At 71.8% G+C, this 22,451-nt stretch carries 17 protein-coding genes and 1 tRNA gene; 10 read left to right on the forward strand and 8 right to left on the reverse strand.

Going from position 1 to position 22,451, the window contains the following annotated elements; translation table 11 throughout:
- Nucleotides 1-28: 28 nt before the first annotated feature.
- The gene (glmU, locus tag ACGFIV_RS21200; RefSeq protein ID WP_358549750.1) at nt 29-1,522 is read right to left on the reverse strand and encodes a bifunctional UDP-N-acetylglucosamine diphosphorylase/glucosamine-1-phosphate N-acetyltransferase GlmU; all 1,494 of its coding nucleotides are present in this window, start codon (nt 1,520-1,522) and stop codon (nt 29-31) included.
- Between the two features lie 194 nt (nt 1,523-1,716).
- Nucleotides 1,717-1,789, reverse strand: a tRNA-Gln gene (locus ACGFIV_RS21205).
- 345 nt (nt 1,790-2,134) lie between these two features.
- Between ACGFIV_RS21205 and ACGFIV_RS21210 the strand changes: the two genes are divergently transcribed.
- The 4 genes from ACGFIV_RS21210 to ACGFIV_RS21225 all read left to right on the forward strand — a co-directional run bounded on the left by ACGFIV_RS21210 (nt 2,135) and on the right by ACGFIV_RS21225 (nt 7,396).
- Nucleotides 2,135-3,079 (forward strand): acyl-CoA desaturase, encoded by a 945-nt coding sequence (locus tag ACGFIV_RS21210; RefSeq protein ID WP_358549748.1) that lies wholly within the window; start codon nt 2,135-2,137, stop codon nt 3,077-3,079.
- Between the two features lie 139 nt (nt 3,080-3,218).
- Nucleotides 3,219-4,355, forward strand: a complete 1,137-nt coding sequence (locus ACGFIV_RS21215) for a TetR family transcriptional regulator (protein WP_358549746.1) — start codon at nt 3,219-3,221, stop codon at nt 4,353-4,355.
- Nucleotides 4,356-4,416: 61 nt separating this feature from the next.
- A complete protein-coding gene (locus tag ACGFIV_RS21220; protein WP_358549744.1) occupies nt 4,417-6,510 on the forward strand; it encodes an RNA degradosome polyphosphate kinase in 2,094 nt (697 codons plus the stop codon).
- Nucleotides 6,503-7,396, forward strand: a complete 894-nt coding sequence (locus ACGFIV_RS21225; RefSeq protein ID WP_358549742.1) for an NUDIX hydrolase — start codon at nt 6,503-6,505, stop codon at nt 7,394-7,396. The genes ACGFIV_RS21220 and ACGFIV_RS21225 overlap by 8 nt, the downstream gene beginning before the upstream one ends.
- Nucleotides 7,397-7,491: 95 nt before the next feature.
- On the opposite strand, the gene ACGFIV_RS21230 is transcribed toward ACGFIV_RS21225, so the two are convergent.
- Nucleotides 7,492-8,991, reverse strand: a complete 1,500-nt coding sequence (locus ACGFIV_RS21230; protein WP_358549740.1) for a CYTH and CHAD domain-containing protein — start codon at nt 8,989-8,991, stop codon at nt 7,492-7,494.
- 107 nt (nt 8,992-9,098) lie between these two features.
- Between ACGFIV_RS21230 and ACGFIV_RS21235 the strand changes: the two genes are divergently transcribed.
- Entirely contained in the window at nt 9,099-9,641 is a 543-nt protein-coding gene (locus tag ACGFIV_RS21235) for a dihydrofolate reductase family protein (protein ID WP_358549738.1), read from the forward strand.
- Nucleotides 9,642-9,660: 19 nt separating this feature from the next.
- Here the strand turns inward: ACGFIV_RS21235 and ACGFIV_RS21240 are convergent, their stop codons facing one another.
- A complete protein-coding gene (locus ACGFIV_RS21240; RefSeq protein WP_358549736.1) occupies nt 9,661-10,431 on the reverse strand; it encodes a trans-aconitate 2-methyltransferase in 771 nt (256 codons plus the stop codon).
- A 57-nt stretch (nt 10,432-10,488) separates the two neighbouring features.
- Between ACGFIV_RS21240 and ACGFIV_RS21245 the strand changes: the two genes are divergently transcribed.
- Nucleotides 10,489-11,031: a MarR family transcriptional regulator gene (locus ACGFIV_RS21245; RefSeq protein WP_358549734.1), complete on the forward strand. Its 543-nt coding sequence runs from the start codon at nt 10,489-10,491 to the stop codon at nt 11,029-11,031.
- 13 nt (nt 11,032-11,044) lie between these two features.
- On the opposite strand, the gene ACGFIV_RS21250 is transcribed toward ACGFIV_RS21245, so the two are convergent.
- Entirely contained in the window at nt 11,045-12,847 is a 1,803-nt protein-coding gene (locus ACGFIV_RS21250) for an ABC-F family ATP-binding cassette domain-containing protein (RefSeq protein ID WP_358549732.1), read from the reverse strand.
- Nucleotides 12,848-12,895: 48 nt separating this feature from the next.
- Nucleotides 12,896-13,858, reverse strand: a complete 963-nt coding sequence (locus ACGFIV_RS21255; protein ID WP_392837073.1) for a 4-(cytidine 5'-diphospho)-2-C-methyl-D-erythritol kinase — start codon at nt 13,856-13,858, stop codon at nt 12,896-12,898.
- Nucleotides 13,859-14,070: 212 nt separating this feature from the next.
- Here ACGFIV_RS21255 and ACGFIV_RS21260 point away from each other — a divergent pair, with 212 nt between their 5' ends.
- Together ACGFIV_RS21260 and ACGFIV_RS21265 are read left to right on the forward strand one after the other, a co-directional pair.
- Nucleotides 14,071-15,540, forward strand: coding sequence for a serine/threonine-protein kinase (locus tag ACGFIV_RS21260; RefSeq protein ID WP_392837100.1), 1,470 nt, complete (start codon nt 14,071-14,073; stop codon nt 15,538-15,540).
- Nucleotides 15,537-17,063: a hypothetical protein gene (locus tag ACGFIV_RS21265; protein WP_392837076.1), complete on the forward strand. Its 1,527-nt coding sequence runs from the start codon at nt 15,537-15,539 to the stop codon at nt 17,061-17,063. Before ACGFIV_RS21260 ends, ACGFIV_RS21265 begins: the two co-directional genes overlap by 4 nt.
- 24 nt (nt 17,064-17,087) lie before the next feature.
- Here ACGFIV_RS21265 and rsmA read toward each other — a convergent pair whose 3' ends face one another.
- The gene (gene rsmA, locus ACGFIV_RS21270) at nt 17,088-17,954 is read right to left on the reverse strand and encodes a 16S rRNA (adenine(1518)-N(6)/adenine(1519)-N(6))-dimethyltransferase RsmA (protein ID WP_358549728.1); all 867 of its coding nucleotides are present in this window, start codon (nt 17,952-17,954) and stop codon (nt 17,088-17,090) included.
- A 101-nt stretch (nt 17,955-18,055) separates the two neighbouring features.
- Between rsmA and ACGFIV_RS21275 the strand changes: the two genes are divergently transcribed.
- Together ACGFIV_RS21275 and ACGFIV_RS21280 are read left to right on the forward strand one after the other, a co-directional pair.
- Nucleotides 18,056-19,780 (forward strand): serine/threonine protein kinase, encoded by a 1,725-nt coding sequence (locus tag ACGFIV_RS21275; protein ID WP_392837081.1) that lies wholly within the window; start codon nt 18,056-18,058, stop codon nt 19,778-19,780.
- Nucleotides 19,777-21,288: a VCBS repeat-containing protein gene (locus tag ACGFIV_RS21280; protein WP_358549724.1), complete on the forward strand. Its 1,512-nt coding sequence runs from the start codon at nt 19,777-19,779 to the stop codon at nt 21,286-21,288. The genes ACGFIV_RS21275 and ACGFIV_RS21280 overlap by 4 nt, the downstream gene beginning before the upstream one ends.
- 42 nt (nt 21,289-21,330) lie before the next feature.
- Here the strand turns inward: ACGFIV_RS21280 and ACGFIV_RS21285 are convergent, their stop codons facing one another.
- Nucleotides 21,331-22,230: a ubiquitin-like domain-containing protein gene (locus ACGFIV_RS21285; protein WP_358549722.1), complete on the reverse strand. Its 900-nt coding sequence runs from the start codon at nt 22,228-22,230 to the stop codon at nt 21,331-21,333.
- Nucleotides 22,231-22,451 lie beyond the last annotated feature (221 nt).

Below are 22,451 nucleotides of genomic sequence, written 5' to 3' on the forward strand. Positions count from 1 at the left end.
TGCCTCTCGGCAGGCTCAGCGTGCTCGTTCATTTGGTGCTCCCCCGCTGTTGTTCCCCGGACTGCGTGACCGGGTCGTCCTGTTCCGCCTCATCGGCCTGGGCCGTCGCGCGCAGCGCGGCCTCCGCCGAAGCCGTGCCCGCGCGCCTGCGCGCGACCCACCCTTCGATGTTGCGCTGGTGCGCCCGGCCCACCGCCATCGCCCCCGGAGGAACGTCGTTGGTGATGACCGAGCCGGCGGCCGTGTAGGCGCCGTCTCCGATCGTGATCGGAGCGACCAGCATGTTGTCGCTGCCGACGCGGACGTGGTCGCCGACGGTCGTGTGGTGCTTCTCGACGCCGTCGTAGTTGACGAACACGCTCGCGGCGCCGATGTTGGTGCCCTCGCCGATGGTCGCGTCGCCCACATAGGTGAGGTGCGGCACCTTGGAGCCCTCGCCGACGCGGGCGTTCTTCATCTCGACGTACGTGCCGGCCTTGGCGCCGCGGCCGAGCACGGTGCCGGGCCTGAGGTAGGCGAACGGGCCCACAGTGGCCCCGTCGCCGATCTCGGCCCCCTCGCAGACGGAGTTGCGCACCACGGCCCCCGCGCCCACCACCGTGTCGGTGAGGGTCGTCGCGGGCCCGACCACCGCCTCGGAGGCGATGGCGGTACGTCCGCGCAGCTGGGTGCCCGGCTGGACCACCACGTCGGGCTCGATGGTCACCTCGACGTCGACCCAGGTGGTCGCGGGGTCGACGATCGTGACCCCTGCGCGCATGTGGGCTTCGAGGACGCGGGTGTTGAGGACCGTGCGGGCGAAGGCGAGCTGCACGCGGTCGTTGACGCCCTCGACCTCGACGTGGTCGCCGGCGACGTACGCGCCCACCCGGTGGCCGTCCTCCCGCAGGATCGAGAGCACGTCGGTGAGGTACTCCTCACCCTGGGAGTTGGCCGTGGAGACCCGTTTCACGGCGTCCGCCAGCAGCAGGCCGTCGAAGGCGTAGACGCCGGAGTTCATCTCCTTGATCACCCGCTGTTCGGGCGAGGCGTCCTTGTCCTCGACGATCGCGAGAACGGCACCTGTGGTGTCGCGGATGATGCGGCCGTACCCGGTGGGGTCGGGCACCTCGGCGGTGAGCACGGTGACGGCGTTGCCCTCGGCCCCGTGGGTGGCGAGCAGCTCGGCCAGGGTCTCGGTGCGCAACAGCGGTGTGTCGCCGTAGGTCACGAGGATCGTGCCGTTGATCGTGCCGACCGACTCAAGGACGGTGCGGACCGCGTGGCCCGTGCCGTTCTGCTCGGTCTGGACGACCGCGTGGGCGTCCGGGCCGGTCGTGGCGAGGTAGGCCTGGACCTGTTCACGCGCGTGGCCGAGCACGACGATCAGGCGCTCGGGCGCGAGGCCTCTGGCGGCGGTGAGCATGTGGTCGACAAGGGCGCGACCGCATAGCTCGTGGAGGACTTTGGGCTTGCTGGACTTCATCCGGGTTCCCTCGCCGGCTGCGAGGACGATGACGGCTGCCGGGCGCGGCACACTCACGGACTGAGGCTCCCTCGGCGTCGCGGCTGAGACATGTCAGTACGGGTACGACGTACGGCCATCACCCAGGCACCGCACGGCCATCCGCCCGACACCGTGAGAATACCCGCCGCCTCCCCGGAGCGATCCAGCCCCCTCGGCGAAGGGGCCGGACGCCTTCTGGCAGGGTCCGCGCTTGACTTGTGCGGGAAGAGTTCCGGCGCCTGGACTCGAACCAGGACAACCCTGCTCCAAAGGCAGGTGGGCTGCCAATTACCCCACGCCGGATCGATTCGAGACCTTCCCAAACCGCGGTGACAAGGATACCCATCAGAGCCTCTCGGCGCTCAACGCATTTCCCCCAACCTCGTGGGGCGCCGGTCACGGCGCGGGCGCGCCGTGGGACGGGCACGCATCCTTGGGACATCCAGGCCCCCCTTTTGGCCTGCCGCGCGCGTTCCTCTAACAGATACGGGCATGTATGCGCAAGGCGTGGATCCGCCACCGGATGACGCCCGAAGCGTCATCTTCTCCACATTCCGAGCTTAGGGATTCCTAACTTACGATGGCGTAGGTTACGGTTACGTAGCTACAGATCGTCAGTACTTCGTCGAGAATCACGTGAGGTAGCCCATGACCGTCGTCGTAGACCGTTCGACGCCGCCGCCACCCCCGCGGCCCGATCTCGAACCCGAGCCCAAGAGCAACTTCGAACGCGTCCTGCTGGTCGTCTTCGTGACGGTCCCGTTCCTGGCGCTGCTCGCCGCCGTGCCCATGGCCTGGGGACACTTCCTCGGCTGGAGCGACGTCGCGATCAGCGCGTTCTTCTACGTGTTCACCGGGCTCGGCGTCACCGTCGGACTTCACCGCTACTTCACGCACGGGTCCTTCAAGGCGAACAGGCCCCTCAAGATCGTGCTCGCCATCGCCGGCAGCATGTCACTGGAGATGGGCGTCATCGACTGGGTCGCCACCCACCGCCGCCACCACAAGTACTCCGACAAGGAGGGCGACCCGCACTCGCCGTGGCGCTTCGGCAACGACTGGAAGGCGCTGACCAAGGGCCTGCTGTTCGCGCACATCGGCTGGATGTTCTCCTCCGAGCGCACGAACCAGGAGCGCTTCGCCAAGGACCTGATGAACGACAAGGACGTCGCCCGCATCCACCGCGCGTTCCCGTGGCTGGTCTTCGCGTCCCTGGTGCTGCCCGCCGTCATCGGCGGCCTCGTGACCTGGTCGTTCACCGGCGCCCTGACCGCGTTCTTCTGGGGCAGCCTGGTGCGCATCGCCCTGCTCCACCACGTCACCTGGTCGATCAACTCGGTCTGCCACGTGTTCGGCGACGAGACCTTCGAGGTTCGCGACAAGTCCCGCAACGTGTGGTGGCTGGCCATCCCGTCCTTCGGCGAGTCGTGGCACAACCTGCACCACTGCGACCCGACCTCCGCCCGTCACGGCGCGCTCAAGGGCCAACTCGACCCGAGCGCCCGCGTGATCCGCTGGTGCGAGCAGGCCGGCTGGGCGACCGACGTCAGGTGGCCGACCCCTGAGCGTCTGGCGGCGAAGCGGCTTGGGTGATTCAGCCCCTATGTCGGGCCGCCGGTCGGCGGCCCGAACCCCCTTTTCCGCCGCGTCCGACCCTTCAAATCACGATATATCCGGGCAAACTGGGACGTTGGCGGTTGCCGGGCCCACCGGGCCAGCCATTATTAGACCCATGACCGAACCGCGATCGCGCGTACGCATGACCGGTAAGGAGCGCAGGGAACAACTGATCCGCGTCAGCCGCACCCTGTTCGCCGAGAAGGGGTTCGACGGCACCTCCATCGAGGAGATCGCCGCCAGCGCGAAGGTCTCCAAGCCGGTCGTCTACGAACACTTCGGCGGCAAGGAGGGCATCTACGCCGTCGTCGTCGACAGAGAGATGCAGCGGCTGCTCAGCCTGGTGGGCGTCGCCCTGAACGCCGGCCACCCGAGGATCCGCCTCGAACGCGCCGCCCTTGCCCTGCTCCAGTACGTCGAGGAGTCCAGCGAGGGCTTCCGCATCCTGGTGCGCGACTCCCACGCCGCCTCGGGCACCGGCACGTTCGCGAGCCTCATCAACGACATCGCCAGCCAGGTCGAGGACGTTCTCGCCGACCAGTTCGCCGAGCGGGGGTACGCGCCCACGCTCGCGCCGATGTACGCGCAGATGCTCGTCGGCATGGTGGCCCTCACCGGCCAGTGGTGGCTCGACGCCCGCAAGCCCGACCGCGAGGAAGTGGCCGCCCATCTGGTCAACCTCGCCTGGAACGGTCTCACGGGGCTGGAGCCGCGTCCCGGCCTCACCGCCGCTTCCACGCGCGGCGGCCGGCTTGAGGTTCCTCCCGTCATCGAGCTCCGGAGCCTGACCCGGCCCTCCGAGAAGGAGCTCAAAGAGCTGGAGAAGGCTCGCGAGAAGGAGCTGAAGGAGCAGGAGAAGGCCCGCGAGAAGGAGCTCAAGGAGCAGGAGAAGATCCGCGCGCGCGAGCAGCGTGAGCAGGAGAAGATCCTCCGCGAGCAGGAGAAGATCCGGGCACGCGAGCAGCGCGAGCACGAGAGGCTGCTGACCCAGGAGCGCCGCGAACAGGAGAAGATCCGCGCGCAGGAGCTCAAGCTGCTGGAGCAGAAGGCCAAGCAGGCCGAACGGGAGGCCGAGCGGCGGGCCCGGCTCGCCTCCGGGAGCGCCGAGCGGGTGGAGCTGGTCGAGCGCGTCGATCTGGTGGAGCGCGTCCCCCTGGTGGAACGTGCCGAGCTCGCGGCGGGCGGGGAGCAGGGCGCGGAACAGGCGCAGGGCGGGGGACGGCGGCAGGACGGGGACCCGGCATCCGGGTAAGTAAAACCGTCGTTGCTAAAAAGTTAACGTGCCGTTCAATTAAGTAGGGCATTTTGGACATATGTCCGCCGAGATCGTGCCACCGACCCCTGAAGGACACGATGACCTGCCTCTTTCCCAAGAGCGCTTCCTCAATCGTGAGGAGAGCTGGCTCCACTTCAACGAACGGGTCCTGGAGCTTGCCGAAGATTCTTCCGTGCCGCTGCTGGAACGGGTGCGCTTCCTCTCCATCTTCGCCAGCAACCTCGACGAGTTCTTCCGGGTACGCGTCGCGGGGCTGAAACGCCGGATGGCGACCGGCCTGCTGCTTCGCACGAAGAGCGGGCTCAAGCCGCGCGAGGAGCTGGCCAGGATCGCCGCCATCGCCGACGACCTCGCGCAGCGCCACGCGGCCGCCTACCACAAGCAGGTCTGCCCTCAGCTCGCGAACGTGGGGATCGAGGTCGTGCGCTGGGACGACCTCGACAGGGACGAGCGCACGGCGATGCGCAAGCTGTTCCGCGAGCGGGTGAGGCCGGTGCTGACCCCGCTCGCCGTGGACCCCGCCCACCCATTCCCGTACATTTCGGGCCTCTCACTCAACCTCGCGGTCACGGTGCGCAACCCGAGCACCGGGCACACCGTTTTCGCGCGCGTCAAGGTCCCCTCACAGCTTCCACGTTTCGTCTCCGCCTCCAGGGAACGCTTCGTCCCGCTGGAGGACGTGATCGCCGCCCACCTCGGCCAGCTCTTCAAGGGCATGGAGGTGGTCGAGCACCACGTCTTCCGGGTGACCCGCAACGAGGATCTCGACGTGGACGAGGACGTCACCGAGAACCTCATGCAGGCGCTGGAGAAGGAGCTCCTGATGCGGCGGTTCGGGCCGCCCGTACGGCTGGAGGTGGAGGACACGATCAGCCAGGCGGTCCTGGACCTCCTCGTCGACGAGCTGGACGTCTCGGACCACGAGATCTACCGGCTGCCCGGCCCGCTCGACCTGACGGGCCTGCACGCGATCGCCGACCTCGACCGGGGAGAGCTGAACTTCACGCCGTTCGTCCCTGCGGAGGCCGTCCACGCCGAGGACGACATCTTCTCGGTCCTGCGGGAGCGCGACATCCTGGTCCACCACCCGTACGACTCGTTCTCGACGAGCGTGCAGCGGTTCATCGAGCAGGCGGCGGCCGACCCGAACGTGCTGGCGATCAAGCAGACGCTCTACCGCACCAGCGGCGACTCGCCCATCGTGGACGCGCTGATCGACGCCGCGGAGGCCGGCAAGCAGGTCGTGGTCGTGGTGGAGATCAAGGCGAGGTTCGACGAGCACGCCAACATCACCTGGGCGCGCAAGCTTGAGCGCGCCGGCTGCCATGTGGTCTACGGCGTGCTGGGCCTGAAGACCCACGCCAAGCTGGCACTGGTCGTACGGCAGGAGCCCTCCGGCGAGCTGCGCCAGTACTGCCACATCGGCACGGGCAACTACAACCCCAAGACCGCCCGGCAGTACGAGGACTTCGGCCTGCTCACGGCCGACCCGCTGGTGGGCGAGGACCTCACCGACCTGTTCATCCACCTGACCGGCTACTCCCACCACTCGGCCTACCGGCGGCTGCTGGTCGCCCCGCACTCCATGCGCGGCGGGCTGCTGACCCGGATCGAGAGGGAGATCGCCCACCACGTGGCCGGCCGCCCCGCCCGGATCCGGGTCAAGACCAACTCGCTGGTGGACGAGCCGCTGATCGACGCCCTGTACGCGGCGTCGAAGGCCGGCGTGCCCGTCGACCTCGTGGTGAGAGGCGTGTGCACGCTCCGGCCGGGCATTCCGGGTCTGTCGGAGAACATCAGGGTCAGGAGCATCCTTGGACGGTTCCTCGAACACTCGCGGATCTACGAGTTCGGCGGCGGACGCCGGCCGGAGATCTGGATCGGGAGCGCCGACCTGATGCGCCGCAACATCGAGCGCCGGGTGGAGTCGCTGGTGAAGGTCAGCAGCGCGCAGCATCGCGCGTACCTCTCAGAGCTCCTCGACCTGTCCATGGCCGACACCACCAGCAGTTGGTGGCTCAACGGCGACGGCACGTGGGTGCGCCACCACCTCGGCGAGAACGGCGAGCCCCTGCTCGACCTCCAGTCCCATCTAGTCGGAACCCGCCGGTGGAGGTCCATCGATGACTGAATGCATTGAGCATCCGACCGACCTCATCCGCGCCGGCGGGGCGGTCGTGTGGCGGGGCGACAGCCGCGATCCCGAGGTCGCCGTGGTCCACCGCCCGAAGTACGACGACTGGTCCTTCCCGAAGGGCAAGCTGAAGCCCGGCGAGCACGTGATCGCGGGCGCCCTGCGCGAGGTGGCCGAGGAGACCGGGCTCAGCGTCGCGCTCGGCCGCCACCTGCCCCCCGTCCACTACATGAAGGGCGGCCGGCTCAAGCGGGTCGACTACTGGGTGGCGCGGGCCATCGAGGAGGTGGCCCAGGAGCCTTCCGACGAGGTGGACGCGCTGGTGTGGCTTCCCGTCGAGGAGGCGCGCGCCCGGCTGACGTACGAGTGGGACGCCGGGCTGCTGCGGGCGTTCGGCGCGGCGCCCCTTGCGACGACGCCGTTCGTCGTGGCCAGGCACGCGTACGCGGGCACGCGCCAGGACTGGACCGGCGACGACGACCTGCGCCCCCTGGACGAGGCGGGCGAGGCGCAGGCCAGGACCATCGCCGACATCCTGTACGGCTACCGGCCGGCGTCGCTGGTCAGTTCCCCGAGCAGGCGGTGCGTGCAGACGCTCCTGCCGTACGCCGCCAGGGAGGTCCTCAAGATCCGCACGGAGCGGCTGCTGACCGAGACCGAGTACGACACCTCGCTGTCGCTGTCGCTCGTGCTGTCCATCCTGGACGAGGGCAGGCCGACGGCGGTGTGCGGCCACGGCAAGGTGCTGCCCGAGCTGATCACCGGCATGTGCGAGCACCGCTTCGACGGCCACGCGGAGGACACCCACCTCCGCAAGGGCGCGATCGCGGTCCTGCACCACACGGGCGGGCGCGTCGTGGCCGTCGAGCGCTACCTCACCTGACGCGAGAAGCCGGAGGCCCGTCCCCTCGTGACGGTCCCCTCGTGACGGTCCTCTCAGGACGGTCCTCTCAGGACGGTCCTCTCAGGCCCGTCCTTTCAGGACTTGCCCGGTCCGGTGACGCCGGCCCAGACGGCGGGGAACTCCGAGTGGGAGCGCTCGGCGTCGGCGCGTTCGATGCCGAGGAGCAGGCCGTAGGTGAAGGTGTCCTCGCCCGCCTCCCGCGCCCGCTGGGCCTCCTCCAGCAGGATCTGCTGGGCGACGATGCCGTCCTGGTACAGCCCCAGCACCTCCTGCACGGCCTTCGCCCGCTTCGCCAGCACGGACGCCGGGTCTCCCAGCAGGGGCGTCAGCGCGTCCGCGGTGTAGCGGGCGCGCTTGGCCGCCTTGCGCACGTCGTGCATGGCGATCTCGCGCTGCTCGGCGTCCTCGATGGCCTGGGCCCTGTCGTACTTGCCGACGACGCGCTTCCAGCTCTTGGCGGCGACCTTGGAGAGCGTCCTGCCCGCGTCCTTGATGGCGAGCGGGGTGAGCGGCGGGTTCGCGACCAGCGTGTCGAGCCTGTCGAGCAGGGCGAAGTAGCGCTCCCCGCTCATCACCTCGGTGACGCGCGCGAGCGCCTCCCGCTCGCGGCCGGCGAGGTCGTCGCCGAGGCGGGTGCGGATCCGGCCGACGACCAGACCGGGGTCGAGCGTGTCCAGGTGCCCGGCGAACCGCTCGCGGATGACCTCCAGGTCGCGCGCCTCGCCGAGGACGTTCGCGATCCACCGCAGCTCGTCCTGCAGGCCGGAGGTCTCGGCGACCACTCCGGAGAAGGACTTCAGCGCGCTGCGCAGGCGGCGGCTCGCCACCCGCATCTGGTGCACGGCGTCGGGGCCCGCCCTGCGCACCTGCGGATCCTGGGCGACCAGCGCGGCCACCTGGGACTTCAGGTAGCCGACCACGACCCGTCCGGCCGTACCGTCGTCGGCCTCGGGGAGCGCCGTGACCGGGAGGCGGGGGCCGAGAAGGCGGGCGAGCTTGTTCGCCGAGCCGGCCGGGGTGGCGCCGGCCCTGCGCAGGATCTTGCCGACCCGCTTCAGCACGTCGGCGTCCCCGCCGACGAGCTCGGCCTCGACCTCGCGCCAGCGGTCCACGTGCCGGTCCTCGCCGAACACAGCGCCGAACACCGTGCCCTTGACGTGGTCGTCCGCGACCTCCAGCAGCGGCCGTCCCCCGGCGTCGCGCAGGCTGGTCACCTTGCGGAGGGTCTCCAGCTCGGCGACCGGGACGAGCGGCTCTCCCCTGGTGTACGCCTGGACCAGGTCGGCCAGCTCCGGGGGAACTATCTTGGCGCTCCTGGTCAGCGGCCGGGCGATCTCGTCGCGCACACCCTTGGCCTTCGGCAGCTTGAGATGCCAGCCGGCGTCCTCGCCGCCACGCCGCCTGCGCAGCGTGATCCCCCGGGCGGCGAGCCGCAGGTCGGGCGTGTCGAAGTAGAGGGCGGTCAGCCGGTGGCTCACCAGGTCGACCGCTTCCGCGCACCCGGGAACGCCGGTGAACTCGGGAGTCTCGAACTCCGGCGGAACATCGAACTTGTCTTCGATCTCGATCGCCATGCGTACCCCGCAGCTAGCCGACTTTCGACCATAATGTCACTTTGAGATGCACCAGAGGTCGTGGCGGGCGGACGAAGGAAGATCCACTCCTCGATGGAGGTCAGATCGTGGGTAAGTTGCTCTATTCGGTCACCATGTCGCTGGACGGCTTCATCGCGGGCCCAGGTGGCGACATGTCCTGGCTCACCGAGCATCTCGGGCCCAACCCGCTGGTGGGCGAGGTCATCGAGCGGATCGGGGCCCTTCTGGTCGGCAACCGCACCTTCGGCGGCGACGACCCCCACAGGGGCACCGACAAGGAAGGCAAGCCGTTCGGCGGAGGGTGGGAAGGACCGCAGTTCGTCCTCACCCATCACGCCCCGGACGTCTCGCCGCCGGACGTCACCTTCGTCGGCGACCTCCACAGCGGCGTCGCCGCGGCCAAGGCCGCCGCGGGCGGCAAGTACGTCAACATCCTCGGGGCCGACGTCGCCCGGCAGTGCCTCGAAGCGGGCGTGCTCGACGAGATCCTCGTGCTCATCGCGCCGGTCCTGCTCGGCGACGGCGTCCGGCTGTTCGACCACCCAGGCGGGACCAACATCAAGCTCGAACGCGTCAGCCTGACCCACTCGCCGGGTGCCACCAACCTCTGGCTGCGCGTGCTCAAGTGAGCCCCGCGCGGCACGACGATCATCGCGGTGAGCGCGCCACCACGAAGACGCGACGGAACGGGAAGGCCGTGCCGTACGGCTCGCGCGGGTATGCCTCGCGCAGTTCCCGCGCGCAGTCGGCCAGGAACGCCTCGCGCCTGTCGCCGGGCCCGAGACGGTCGAGCATCGGCCGCAGCGCCGTGCCCATGATCCAGTTGAGCACGGCGTCCTCACCCTGGAGCAGGTGGACGTAGGTGGTCTCCCAGGCGTCGACCTCGCAGCCGGCCCCGGCGAGCAGCGCCAGATAGCCCTCGGGGCCGTCCACGGGGTCCTGGCGCATCAGGTCGCCCAGCTCGTCCTCCCAGGCGGCCGTGCGGCAGAGCCGTCTGACGATCTTGTGGCTCGGGGCGTCGAAGTTGCCCGGCACCTGGAAGGCCAGCCACCCTCCGGGGGCGAGCTCCCGAGCCCAGCGCGGAAGCAGCTCACGGTGCTCGGGCACCCACTGCAACAGGGCGTTGGAGACGATCACGTCGACGGGCCGCTCGGGACGCCAGGCACGCACGTCGACCACGCTGAAGGCAGGCCCTTCCGGCGCCTTGGCGATCATCGCGGGCGAGGAGTCGACGCCGTGGACGGAGGCGTCCGGCCAGCGGCGGGCGAGCTCGGCGGTGAGCTCGCCCGTCCCGCAGCCGAGGTCGACGACCAGGCCGGGACTGTCGGCGCGCACGCGTCCGACCAGCTCGAAGAAGGGGCGGGCACGCTCGTCGGCGTACCGGCCGTAGACCGTGGGGTCCCAAATATCTCTTGACATCAAGATAAGTCTTATAAGGTGAGATGTCTCGATGTCAAGAGAGATAGACTCGGCCGCATGACGACGCGCCGAAGCGATGGGGCCGCCGAAGACTCCCTGCGGGACGAGGTGGATCAGCTCGTCATGTCCTGGGGGCAGGAGCGTCCCGACCTCGACGTGTCGCCTCTCCAGGTGCTGAGCCGGGTGTCCCGCCTCGCGCGGCACCTCGACCGCGCCCGCCGGGCGTCCTTCGCCGAGCACGGCCTGGAGCCCTGGGAATTCGACGTGCTCACCACGCTGCGCCGCTCCGGTGAGCCGTACGAGCTGAGCCCCGGCGCCCTGCTGCGGGCCACCCTGGTCACCTCGGGCACGATGACCAACCGCATCGACCGGCTCGCCGCCGCCCGGCTGGTGCGCAGGCGCCCCGATCCGGAGGACAGGCGCGGCGTGCTGGTGTCGCTCACCGAGCTTGGACGGGAGCGCGTCGACGAGGCCTTCGCCGACCTGCTCCGGCGCGAGCGCGCCCTGCTGGCGGGCATCGACCCGGGCGACCAGCGGACGCTGGCCGGGCTGCTCCGCACCATCCTGGTGCCCTTCGACTCCGCGGGGAACGGCACCTGACCCCTGCGGAGGGTCACTCGCCGAGCTTCTCGGCGAGCTCCATCCATTCGAGCTCGATGGACTCCTTCTGCGCCTTCAGGTCCTTCAGCTCGGCGTCGAGGGAGGCCAGCCGGCCGTAGTCGGAGGCCGCGTCGGCCATGGCGGCGTGCAGCGTGGCCTCGCGCCCGCTGATCTTGTCGAGCTGGCGTTCGAGCCTGGACAGCTCCTTCTGGGACTCGCGCAGCTCCTTGGCGGACGGCCCCGAGGGAGCGGCCTCGCGCGCCTCGGCGGCGGGAGCCGTGCCAGGCGTGGAGGAACCGGCACGCGCGGTGAGGGCGGCACCCGTCGAGCGGCGCTGGAGATACTCGTCGACGCCTCCGGGCAGCAGCGACAGGCTCCCGTCGCCCAGCAGGGCCACGCACCGGTCGGTCACCCGCTCAAGGAAGTAGCGGTCGTGGCTGACGAGGATCAGCGTGCCCGGCCAGGCGTCGAGCAGGTCCTCCAGCTCGTTGAGGGTCTCGATGTCGAGATCGTTGGTGGGCTCGTCGAGCAGCAGCACGTTCGGGTCGTCCATGAGCAGCCGGAGCAGTTGCAGCCGCCGCCGCTCGCCGCCCGACAGGTCGCCGACGACCTTCCATTGGGCGTCGCCGCGGAAGCCGAGCCGCTCAAGCAGCTGTGAGGCGGTCCACTCGCGCTTGCCGACCTGGATGAACTTGCGGATCTCCTCGACGGTCTCCAGCACGCGCCGGCCGGGGTCGAGCTCGGCCAGCTCCTGCGACAGGTGCGCCAGCCGCACCGTCTTGCCCCTGACGACCGTGCCGGAGTCGGGCTTCACCGAGTCGGCGAGCAGCCGCAGCACCGACGACTTGCCCGAGCCGTTCACCCCGATCAGCCCGACGCGTTCGCCGGGGCCGAACTGCCAGGTGCACCGGTCGAGCACGAGCGGACCCTGGCCGGGGCCACCGGCGTGCAGGGTGACGTCGCCGAGGTCGTAGACGGTCTTGCCGAGGCGGGCGGAGGCGAACTTCACCAGCTCGACGGTGTTGCGCGCGGGGGGCTCGTCGGCGATCAGCGCCTGGGCCGCCTCGATGCGGAACTTGGGCTTGGACGTGCGCGCGGGCGGGCCGCGGCGCAGCCAGGCGATCTCCTTGCGCATGAGGTTCTGGCGGCGCTCCTCGGTGGCCTGGGCGACGCGCGCCCGCTCGGCCTTCGCCAGGACGTACGCCGCGTAGCCGCCGTCGTAGCGCTGGACGGTGCCGTCGACGACCTCCCACGTGCGCGTGGACACCGCGTCGAGGAACCACCGGTCGTGGGTGACGACGAGCAGTGCGGACCTGCGGGCCGAGAGGTGGCCCGCCAGCCACGCGATGGCCTCGATGTCGAGGTGGTTGGTCGGCTCGTCGAGGATGACCAGGTCGTGCTCCTCGATCAGGATGCGCGCGAGGGCGGTGCGCCGCCGCTCGCCGCCGGAGAGCTCGCCGACCTTGGCCGACAGCTCGATGTCGCCGAGAAGGTTGGCCAGGATCTCTCTGACCCCCTGGTCACCGGCCCACTCGTGCTCGGCGCGGTCGCCGAGCACGACCTGCCGCACGGTGTGCGCCGCGTCGAGGTCGTCGCGCTGGGACAGGAACCCGATGCGCAGGCCGCGGGTGTGCGTCACCCGGCCGCCATGGGGCTTGACCGTGCCGGAGATCACGGAGATGAGGGTGGTCTTGCCGTCGCCGTTGCGCCCGACGACGCCGACGCGGTCGCCCGCCTCGATGCCGAGGGAGACGTCACCGAGCAGTGGCTTCGGCCCGTAGGCATGGGAGACCGATTCGAGGTTTACCAGATTCATCGCCTCTCAAGCCTATCGGCAGCCCATGCGCGCCGTGCCACGCGCGAGTCAGGGCAGGGGGCGCACGATCGTGGCACCGGGGACCGGGCCGAAGGCCGTGACGGCCGAGCGGCAGACGCCCGCGACCTCCATGGCCATCGCCAGACTCGCGGCATGGGTGTCGGACTCGGCGAGAAAGGCGCAGGTGGGGCCCGATCCGGAGACCAGCGCGCCCAGGGCGCCGTGCTCCCGGCCCGCTTCGAGGGTGCGCGCGAGCGGGCGGCACAGCATCAGCGCGGCGGGCTGAAGGTCGTTCGAGAGCGTCTTGCCGAGCGTCTCGGCGTCTCCCGCGCTCAGCGCCTCCATGAGGCCCTCGTCGGCCTGGGGCCACGCGACCTGCTCCCCCGTGGCCTCGCGCAGCCGGTCGCACTCGGCGTACACCCGGGCGGTCGACAGGCCGCCCTCCGCGAGTGCGAAGACCCAGTGGAAGCGGCCGGTGACCGGGGCGGGCACCAGCATCTCGCCCCGGCCGGTGCCCACGGCGGTGTCGCCGAGCAGGGCGAAGGGCACGTCGCTCCCGAGGCCGGCGGCGATCTCCATGAGCTCCTGCCTGGGCAGGCCGAGCCCCCAGAGCTCATCGCAGGCCACCAGCGCGGCGGCGGCGTCGGCGCTGCCCCCGGCCATGCCGCCCGCGACAGGAATGGCCTTGCGGATCAGCAGGCGGGCGCTCACCGGCCGTCCCGCGCGCTCGGCGAGGGCGAACGCGGCCTTCACCGCGAGGTTGCTCGCGTCGACGGGCACCTGGTCGGCGGACTCGCCCTCGACGCCCACCATGATCGTGACCTGCTCGGAGACGACGCCCCCGACCAGGTCACCGGGCAGCACCGACAGGTCGTCCGAGGCCGTGACCTCGTCGAACAGGGAGACGGCGTGGAAGACGTTCACCAGGTCGTGGTAGCCGTCGTCGCGCGGCGGGCCCACGGAGAGCTGGAGGTTGACCTTGGCGGGCACGCGGACGGTCACGGAAGTCACGGAACCCGATCGTAATGCTCCGGCCCGCCCGATCCGGCGAACGACCCCTCAACCATGAACGACATGTCCCGAATGCTCGGACGAACGCTCGGACAAGGCGGATCGAATGTCTGTACGGTGACCGTTTGGGGGATTCGGGGTGACGGTGAAGGAGAGCATCGATCGACGGCCAGAACATCGCCTCCCCTCTGGGAAAGGACGATCCCGCCGAGATCGGGCCGTACACGCTGACCGGACGGCTCGGCGAGGGCGGCATGGGCACGGTCTACCTGGGCACGTCGGCCACGGGGCGGCAGGTGGCGGTCAAGGTCGTGAAGCGGCAGTTCACCGAGGACGCCGGGTTCGCGGCGCGGTTCCGCTCGGAGGTCGCCAGCGCGCGCAAGGTGGCGTCGTTCTGCACGGCCAGGGTCCTCGACGACGGCGTGGCCGAGGACGGGCGCCCGTACATGGCCACCGACTACATCGCCGGCACCCCCCTGTCGGCGCAGATAGCCGAGTACGGCCCGCTGGAGGAGTCCCCGCTGGTCGGCCTGGCCTTCGGCGTCTGCGCCGCGCTCGCGGCGATCCACGCGGCGGGGCTGGTGCACCGCGACCTCAAGCCCGGCAACGTGATCCTCTCGACGACCGGGCCGCGTGTGATCGACTTCGGCATCGCCCGCGCGCTGGACGGCCTCACCGGCCCCACCCTGACCGGGGAGGTCGTCGGCACGCCCGGATGGTGGGCTCCCGAGCAGATCGACGGGCGGCCGGTCACCCCGGCGACGGACGTCTACGCCTGGGCATGCCTGGTCGCCTACGCGAGCAGCGGGCGTCATCCCTTCGGCGGAGGCGACCCGATGACGGTGGCCTACCGCGTCCTGCACGAGGAGCCCGACCTGCGCGGCCTGCCCGCGCCGCTCGACCGTCTGGTCCCGCGCGCCCTGGACCGCGACCCGGCCGCCCGTCCGACGGCGCAGGAACTCCTGCTCGCCCTCATCGCCGGCGGCACCGACTCGGACGGCCCCTCGACGCGCGTGCTGGAGGCGATGTGGGAGCCCCCGGACAACCTGCGCGCCCGTCCGGAGGCCGCCCCCGGTAAGCTCCCGCACGGTCTACGCGGGAAGCGCGGTCCAAGCGGTCCAAGCGGTCCTCGCGGGAGGCGGAGGGCGTGGGCGTTCGCCGCGCTGGCCGCCGCGCTGGCCGTGACCGGCGCCGTCGTGGTGGCCCGGTGGGACCGTACGGCCACGGGCGAGGCGACCTGGACGGGAGAGGCGGACACCCCCATCCGCGCGGACGACGTCGGGCGGCGGATCCTCGTCGGCGACCAGGGCCTGCAGATCGTCGTCCCCGAGGCTCCCGACTGCGGCGGGCCGCCCGGCGCGAACGGTGGGCGCGGCGCGGAGCCGTGGTCGTGCCGCGCCTCCTGGTTCGTCCTCAACATGGGAGGGACGACGATCAAGCTCGCCGGCTTCCTCGACCTCGTGGACGACCAGGCCCGGCGGCACAAGGTCGCCCGCGTCCTGCGCGCCGACGACCGCCTGCCCGCCGGCGCGGGCCCGGTGCCCCGGGGCGGGGCCGTCGACATCCAGCCCGGCCAGGTGCTCGCGTTCGGCGGGGAGTACGCCGTCCCCGAAGGACGGGTGGCCGTCGCGCTCGTCGGACAGGTCGTCAGCGGCGGGGAGAGCATCGAGGTACGCGTGTGAGACGGATCCTGCCCGTGCTGGCCCTGCTGCTCGGCGTCCTCGGCCCCGCCCCCGCGTACGGCGCCCCTGATGACTGCGCGAACGCCGGTGCCGCCGACTTCGACGGCGACGGCTTCGACGACGTCGTCGCTGGTGACCCGCTCGGCGACCCTCCTGGCACGTGGACGGGAGGGGGGCGCCTGTTCTTCCTGCGCGGCACCCGCGAGGGGTTCCCCGCCGTACGCGGCACGCCCTTCGACGGCAGCGGCGGCCTGGGCGGCTGGGTCGTCCGCGCGGGCCACATCGACGGCGACCGCTGCCTGGACCTGGTCGTCGGCAACCCCTACTGGACGGGCTCGGCCGCGGAGGGCTCCGGCGGCGGGGCCACCTCGGTTCCCGGGGCCGGCAACGTCTACGTCTACTGGGGCGGCGCCGGCTTCGGCCGTACGAACGCGGGCCGCGTCGAGCTGCGGGCGCCCGAGCAGCGCAACGGCGCGCACTTCGGCTGGTCGCTGGCCGTGTCCTCAGGGTCCTCGGGGTCCTCGGGGTCCTCGGGGTCCTCCGGCGCCCTCGCCGTGGGCGCGCCCTACGAGGACGCGGACGGCGTCCCCGACTCCGGCGCGGTCTACCTGTACCGATTCGGCGGCGCCGACGGCCGCACCCCCGAGGCGCCCCGTCGCGTCACCCAGGAGTCGCCCGGCGTTCCTGGCGACGGCGAGGCCGGTGACCTGTTCGGATGGTCGGTCGCCCTCGGGGCGCTGGGCGGCGGGCCCGCTCCGGACCTCGCCGTCGGGGCCCCGTACGAGGACACCGGCAGCGGGTCGACGGCCACTCCCGACGCGGGAGCGGTGACGGTCCTGTACGACCCCGGGACCGGGACGGGCTACCGCGGAAGGGGATGGAGCCTGTCCGAGCTCACCCAGCAGGCGCGGGCCGGCGACCTGTTCGGATACTCCCTGGCCTACGGGGAGAAGGACGGCGTGGGATTCCTCGCGGCCGGCGCCCCCCACGCCGATCCGCTCGGCGTGCGGGACGCCGGGATCGTCCAGCTCATGCGGCGGGGCCGTCCTGGCCAGGACCCACAGCCCGCCGGGACGCTGTGGCAGGGGGCCGGCGGGGTCGCGGAGGTCTCCGAGCCGCACGACGCGTTCGGCTTCTCGCTGGCGTTCTCGGGAGGGGACCTCGTGGTCGGAGTGCCGTTCGACGGCGACGGCACGCGCCCGGAGACGGGCGCGGTCCACGTGATCCCCCTCGCGGAACCCGGTCTCGCCGGCACGAGCGGCGGTCAGGACCCGCCCCGGCCGCCCGGGCGCCTGATCCGGGCGAAGACGCCGCAGACCTACGACCACTTCGGCTGGTCGGTCAGCGGCGCGGGCGGCGGCCGTCTGGTCATCGGCGTCCCCGACCGGGCGCGGATCGGCGCGGTCGCGCTCGTCCCGGCCTCGGGCGGCGACGTCCGGATGCTCCGCCCCGGCGACGGGAGGATCACTCCGTTCCCGGGCCCCGGGAAGGGGACCGACTTCGGCGCGGCCGTCGCCGGGTAGCGGCTACCGTCCGCCGGGTCGCGGCTACTTGGGAGAAGGGCGGCTCTCGGCGATCCTGGCGAAGTCCTCGACGCGGAGCTGCTCCCCGCGCTCCGACGGATCGACCCCCGCCGCCCGCAGCGCCGTCTCCGCCGCCGCGGCCGTGCCCGCCCAGGAGGCCAGCGCGGCGCGGAGGGTCTTGCGGCGCTGGGCGAACGCCGCGTCGACCACCGCGAAGACCTCCTCGCGGGAGGCGGTGGTCGCAGGCGGCTCCCGGCGCGACATCGCGACGAGCCCGGAGTCGACGTTGGGCGCCGGCCAGAAGACGGTGCGGCCCACCGGCCCGGCGCGGCGCACGTCGGCGTACCAGGCGGCCTTGACGGACGGCACGCCGTACACCTTGGAGCCGGGACCCGCGGCCATGCGGTCGGCCACCTCCGACTGGACCATCACCAGCCCCCGGCGCAGCGAGGGGAGCACCTCCAGCAGGTGGAGCACGACGGGCACGGCCACGTTGTACGGCAGGTTGGCCACCAGGGCCGTGGGCTCCCGGCCGAGCTGCTCAGGCCGTACGCGCATCGCGTCGGCCTCGACGACCGTCAGCCGGCCGGCCAGCGAGGGGGCGCGGTCGGCGACCGTCAGCGGGAGCTGACCGGCGAGGACGGGGTCGATCTCGACCGCGATCACCTCACGGACCTCGGGGAGAAGTGCGAGAGTGAGGGACCCGAGCCCCGGCCCGACCTCGATCACCACGTCGTCGGAGGACACCTCGGCCACCCTGACGATGCGCCGCACGGTGCCGCCGTCGATGACGAAGTTCTGCCCGAGCCGCTTGGTCGGACGAAGGTCGAGCTTGTCCGCCAAATTACGTATTTCAACTGGACCGAGCAGGCTAACAATTGAACTCCCCATCCACCCAGTGTCCCGCACCGAATGGTCTCCAGCGGAAGGCGGCAAATCGCCTCAAGCGCCCCACCAGCCGTAACTGATCTTCAAGCAGGAGGAAAGTGGGCATGGGTAGTTTGGCCGCGCCCGGAAGCGAGGAGGCGTCGTCAGTGGACCGTGCCGGTGCGGAACCGTTACAACCGTTCGATCCACCACGGATCGGGCCGTACCGATTACTCGGCCGGCTCGGTCAGGGCGGCATGGGCACGGTGTACCTCGCCGAGGCCCCCACCGGGAGACCGGTCGCCGTCAAGGTGGTCAAGGCCGAGTTCACGGTCGACGAGGGTTTCGCGGTGCGGTTCCATTCCGAAGTGGCCAACGCGCGCCGGGTCGCGTCGTTCTGCACGGCGCAGGTGCTCGACAACGGCAACGCCGCGGACGGCCGGCCGTACATGGTCACCGAGTACATCGCGGGGACCCCGCTGTCGGCGCAGATCTCCCGCTACGGCGCGCTGGAGGCCGGCACGCTGCACGGCGTCGCGCTGGGCGTGGCCGCGGCCCTGGCGGCCATCCACGTCGCGGGCCTGGTACACCGCGACCTCAAGCCCGCCAACGTGATCCTCTCGATGTCGGGCCCCCGCGTGATCGACTTCGGCATCGCCCGCGCCCTGGACGCGACCCAGGGGGTCACGAAGTCCGGCGAGCTGCTGGGCAGCCCTGGCTGGTGGGCCCCCGAGCAGGTGCGCGGCGAGGAGATCTCCCCCGCGGCCGACGTGTTCGCCTGGGGGTGCCTGGTCGCCTACGCCGGCAACGGGCGGCATCCGTACGGGCGCGGCGACATGATGACCCTCGCGTCCCGCGTGCTGACCGGCAGGCCCGACCTGGGCACCCTCCCCGCGCCGCTCGACCGTCTGGTGCGGCTGGCCACCGATCCCGATCCCCGGCGCAGGCCCTCCGCGCAGGACCTGCTGATCGCGCTGGTCGGCGGCGACATCGCGCGGCCGGGACCGGCGCCCTCGCCGGTGTCGCCGGCGGATCCTCCGACGCTCGTGGCCACCGAGATGCTGAGCGAGTCGTGGGAGCCCCCCGCGAACGTCGCCGCCGCCGTCACCGCGGCGGCCGCCGACAGCGTCCCCAGCAGCGGCTCCGGAGCCGCGCCCTCCCCCGAGGCTTCCCCGCCCGGCGCTCCGGTTCAGGAGACCCTGGTCCCGGCCACCTCCGTCCTCGCAGAACCGCCCTTTTCCGGCGCGCGGGCGGACGACACCCATCCTCAGACCGGCACGACCGCCGCCACCGTGCCGTCCCTGGTGCCCGATCCTGAGCAGGAGGCGCCGAGACGGTCCCGCAGGTGGCTGCTGCCGGCGCTGACCGTGCTCGCGGGGCTCGTCGTCACGGGCGGGGTGCTGGCGATGGTGCTCCACGGCCGTTCACAGGTACGCGCGACCGGCGCGGCCGCCGTCACCACCCCCGCCGCGCCCGAAACCGACGTGGGCAGGCGCTTCACGACGGGTTCGTTCGTCGAGGACGCGCAGTTCGTCATCCCGAGGCCCGCCAGGTGCGGGCTGACCTCGTACGAGGACGCCACGCCTTCGAAGGGCCGCTTCTGCGTGATCGGATGGACCCTCATGAACCCCGGCGGGGTCTCCGCCACACCCCCCGCCGAACCGCCGGTCCTGGTGGACGACCGTGGCGGCGAGCACGAGGTGGACCAGTCCTCCACGGCCGTGCCCGACACCCTCTATCCCGGCGACAAGATCGACGGGGTGTTCGTCTACGACGTGCCCCCGGCACGCGACGCCGCCGTGCTCAAGCTGCGGATCTCCGACACGAAAACGATCGAGGTACGGCTGTGACCTGGCGCCCGCTGCTGGTGTCCCCGCTGGTCGCCGGGCTTCTGGCGGCCTCCCTGACCGGGGCGGCCCCCTCGCGCGCCGACGCGGCGGCCGACTGCTCCAAGGCCGGCGCCGCCGACTTCGACGGCGACGGCCGTGACGACGTGGCCGTGGGCGACCCGCTCGCGGACGCCGCCGGCGTGCCGGGGGCCGGGACCGTCCACATCCTGCCCGCCGACGGGAGCGGCGGCGGCTTCGTGGTCACCGCACCCGACGCGGGCGCCGGGGCCGCCTTCGGCTGGACGGTCCGTACGACCCACGTCGACGGCGACGGATGCCTGGACGTCGTCGTGGGCGCCCCCTACGCGGAGGTCGACGGGACGGCCGGCGCGGGAGCCGTGTACGTGATCCATGGCGGGGCCAAGGGCGGCCAGGTGCCTCCCGAGGCCGTCGAGAAGCTCCCGCCTCCGCAGCCGGAGGTGAACGCGCACTTCGGCTGGGCCCTGGCCGCCGCCGGGCCGAAGGACGGCCCCGGAGGCGTGATCGCGGTCGGAGCGCCGTACGAGGACGCCGACAGCACCGGCGACGCGGGCGCGGTCTACGTGTACCCCGCGCAGGCGGACACCGGGCCCCGCACACCCAAGCGCGTCACCCAGGAGGGCGAGGGCGTCGTGGGCAACAGCGAGGAAGGCGACCTGTTCGGCTGGTCGCTGGTGTTCGGCCACCTCGGCGGACAGGCCGGCTCCGCCGACCTCGCGATCGGCATTCCGTACGAGAACGACGACGGGGCGGGCCAGCAGGGCGCGGACTCCGGCAAGGCGGACACCGGAGCCGTGGAGGTCATCTTCGACGTCGCCGAGGCGGGCGAGACCTACACCAGCGTGAAGTGGGGCATCCCGGACTCGGTCAAGGGTGTCGAGGAGCACCCGGGAGACCGGTACGGCTACGCACTCGCCTACGCGGAGTTCGACGGCAGGCCATACCTCGCGGCAAGCGCTCCCCTCGCCGACGTGGGAGGAGTGGCGGACTCCGGGCTGGTGCAGACGTTCCAGGCCGACCAGGCGGGGAACCTGCGCCCGGCGAGGACCGTCCGGCTCGGCGCCGAGGGCCTCGCTGACCAGCCCGCCGTGGCGAAGGCCGCACTCGGCTGGTCGCTCGCCATGGTCGCGGGCCCGGATTCCCTCTCCCTGGCCATCGGCAGCCCCTTCGACTCCGGCGACGGCACGGAGGCGGGGGTGATCAGAGGGGTCCTGCTGACGGGCGACCAGGGCGCCCCGCCCGCCCGGCTGGACGAGCCGCACGCGCACGACCACCTCGGCTGGTCCCTCGCCTCCTTCGGCGCGACCGACCCGTTCGGCGCCGGGACCGGACTGCTGGCCGGGGTGCCCGACGAGCACTCGTCCCCCGGCGGCGCCGTCGCGATCATGCGAGAAGGGAGGCCCATCCGGCTCCTGGGGCCCGGACGCGGCGGGGTGCCGGGCGTGCCAGAAGGCTCGCCCGCCGACTTCGGCGCCTCCGTCAGCGGCTGACCGCCCATGCCGGTCGTCCGCCCGGGCCGGTGACCCGGCGCGTCAGCGGGTGAACAGGCGGGCGCCGCAGCTCGGCCACTGGCCGCGCCATCGGCCCGCGACCCTCTGGTAGAGCAGTTGCGCCCGGTAGGTCTGCTCGGGCGCCGACCAGTCGAGCGGGGTCCTGCTGCCGCCGACGGCCTGCCACATGGGGAGGCTGAACTGGTACATGCCGTAGTAGGGCCCGCGCGGGTTGAACGACTTGGGGTTGGCGAACGTCTCGCACCGCGCCAGCGCCGTCCAGTTGAGCGAGGCGACCGACGGGTTGACCGCCACCAGGTGGACCGGTCGCGGCGGCGCGGCCGGGATGATGCGGATCACCTCGCTGTCCTCGGGGAAGGCGCCCATCGGCGGGCGCACCCTGTCGCCCTTGGCGAGGGTGATCTTCTGCTGGGCGAGCACGGCCCGCACCGTGCGGCCGGTGGTCACCGCGTCCAGCCGTACCCCGCCCCTGACGACGGTCACCCGGCGCTCGGTACGGACGTCGAGCGAGAAGCCCGACATGGGGATCTGCCGCATGCGGGACGCCGACAGCATCGCCCTGCGCCCGCTCAGGTTGAACTGCTGGAGGACCTCGCCCACGTTGAGCGCGGTGACCGTGTGGGTGCTCTTCCTGCCGTCCACGGTGAGGACCAGCGGCCTGGCGTGCCGTACGACGATCGAGGTGCCGTCGCGCACCTCCGCGGACCCCGGGGGATACACCTTGTCGTACGGGCCGACCCGGACCTTGGCTTCGGCGAGCACGTCGCGCACGGTGCCGCCGAAGCTGCGGACCGTCGTCTCGCCCCCGTCGACCGCGAGACGCACCTCCTTCGTCAGCACGACCCCGGTGAGCAGGCCGAGCGAGACGCCCGCCACGAGGCCGCAGGCCACGGCCGTCCAGGGCGAACGGATGCCGGCCACGAGGCGGGAGCGGCGGCGCGGGGCACGACGCGACCCCGCACGCCGGGCGGCGGGTCTCGGGGCCGGTGATGAATCCACTGCGCGTCCTTCGGGGTAGACCGGCTGATGACGCTAGCGCCGCCTTCCGGACGCCTCAACCGGATCACCGAAAACAGTCGGTCACTTGACGGTCGCTTTGGGTCACCAGGCTTCATCGGCCTTCGCCTGCCGGGGAGGGGGCA

The organism is Sphaerisporangium sp. NPDC049003, assembly GCF_043197795.1.
Classification (GTDB): Bacteria; Actinomycetota; Actinomycetes; order Streptosporangiales; family Streptosporangiaceae; genus Sphaerisporangium.